Below are 1,888 nucleotides of genomic sequence, written 5' to 3' on the forward strand. Positions count from 1 at the left end.
CCACCGGACGGGGAAACCGGGGGGACCGGCGGGGGCCGGACACACGCCGGACCCGCGGGCAGGGCCCGCGGGTCCGGCGGATGCCCCGGCGCGGGGGCGGGGTGGACGATCCCGGTGCTCAGGCGGCCTTCGGGGCGTTCACGTCGGCCGGCAGCGCGCCGCGGGCCACCTCGACGAGGGTGCCGAAGGCGTTGGGGTCGTTGACCGCGAGCTCGGCGAGCATCTTGCGGTCGATCTCCACCTCGGCGGCCTTCAGGCCCTGGATGAAGCGGTTGTAGGTCATGCCGTTGGCGCGGGCGGCGGCGTTGATCCGCTGGATCCACAGCTGCCGGAAGTCGCCCTTGCGCTTCTTGCGGTCGTTGTAGTTGTAGACGAGGGAGTGGGTGACCTGCTCCTTCGCCTTGCGGTACAGGCGGGACCGCTGACCGCGGTAACCGCTGGCCTGCTCGAGGATCGCCCGACGCTTCTTGTGGGCGTTGAGCGCCCGCTTCACGCGTGCCACTGGTGAACTCCTTGTAGGGGGGCCGTGGACGTGCGCACGGCCCGGGAACGGATGAGGACCCGGTTGTCGTCGCCCCGCCCGGTCACCGGTGTCCGGTCGGGCGGGAGGCGGTCACTTGCCGAGCAGCTTCTTGATCCGCTTGGCGTCGGCCGGAGCGGTCTCCGTGGTGCCGGCCAGACGGCGGGTCAGGGTGGACGGCTTGTGCTCCAGGTAGTGACGGCGGCCGGCGCGCTGGCGCATCACCTTGCCGGAGCCGGTGATCTTGAAGCGCTTACCGGCACCGCTGTGCGTCTTGTTCTTCGGCATGTCGCCGTTCTCTCCTCGTCCATGGCACGCCTCCGGTTCGACCCGGGGGTCGTTCCGGAGGGTGCCGACTTTCGCTTGCTGTCCGAGCGGGGTGCCGCACGGCCCCTCAGCTGCGGGACTCCCCCTGCTGGCGCTCCGCCTTGCGGGCGGCCTGCGCCTGCCGGGCTTCGGCCATGGCCTCGGTCTTCTTCTTGTGCGGACCGAGAACCATGATCATGTTGCGGCCGTCCTGCTTGGGGTTGGACTCGACGAAGCCCAGTTCCTGGACATCCTCGGCCAGACGCTGGAGCAGGCGGTAGCCCAGTTCGGGCCGGGACTGCTCGCGTCCCCGGAACATGATCGTGATCTTGACCTTGTCACCCTGCTTGAGGAACCGGACGACGTGACCCTTCTTGGTGTCGTAGTCGTGCGGGTCGATCTTCGGCCGGAGCTTCATCTCCTTGATGACCGTGTGCGCCTGGTTCTTGCGCGCCTCACGGGCCTTCATGGCCGACTCGTACTTGAACTTCCCGTAGTCCATGAGCTTGCACACGGGGGGTCGGGCGTTGGCCGCGACCTCGACGAGATCCAGGTCGTACTCCTGGGCAAGCTCCAGGGCCTTGGCAAGCGGCACGATGCCGACCTGCTCGCCACTGGGACCGACGAGTCGCACCTCGGGGACGCGAATCCGGTCGTTGATGCGGGGCTCGGCGCTGATGGGGCCTCCTCGGTTGCGCCGCACAGCCGCCTGGCGGACGGCAGTGCCTCGAACATGATGGGGTGCGCCCTCCGCCACGGACACGCGAACGCCCCGGGCGGGCACAGGCGGAAGCTCCTCGAAGACCGGAGCACCGCCGTGGCTGGCCACGGGGCGCGACAAGACCTTCAGACCTGCCGACCGGGGGTCGATGTCAGGTGGGAGACGGAGCCTCCACTTGTGGATCGGCGACCTCGACGCGCCTCCGGAGCACATCCGGGGGCGTACCGGTCACCAATCGGTCGTGTCCAAGAGTACACCAATCCGTGCATACACCAATCCGTGCATACACCGATCCGTGCATGCACCGGGCCGTGCATCCGCCCCCCCCCCGGGCGGTTCCC

Annotated in this window: 3 protein-coding genes; all 3 read right to left on the reverse strand. The window is 69.1% G+C overall.

The genetic code is table 11. From position 1 onward, the window contains the following. Window positions 1-118 precede the first annotated feature (118 nt). The 3 genes from rplT to infC all read right to left on the reverse strand — a co-directional run bounded on the left by rplT (window position 119) and on the right by infC (window position 1,529). Window positions 119-502, reverse strand: a complete 384-nt coding sequence (gene rplT / locus FOE67_RS24345) for a 50S ribosomal protein L20 (protein WP_182666982.1) — start codon at window positions 500-502, stop codon at window positions 119-121. Window positions 503-613: 111 nt separating this feature from the next. Then, complete coding sequence (gene rpmI, locus FOE67_RS24350; protein ID WP_143618415.1) at window positions 614-808, reverse strand: 50S ribosomal protein L35; 195 nt, start codon at window positions 806-808, stop codon at window positions 614-616. Between the two features lie 106 nt (window positions 809-914). Continuing rightward, complete coding sequence (gene infC, locus FOE67_RS24355) at window positions 915-1,529, reverse strand: translation initiation factor IF-3 (RefSeq protein ID WP_182666983.1); 615 nt, start codon at window positions 1,527-1,529, stop codon at window positions 915-917. Between the last annotated feature and the right edge of the window lie 359 nt (window positions 1,530-1,888).

This window comes from Streptomyces calidiresistens, assembly GCF_014141525.1.
Lineage (GTDB): Bacteria > Actinomycetota > Actinomycetes > Streptomycetales > Streptomycetaceae > Streptomyces > Streptomyces calidiresistens.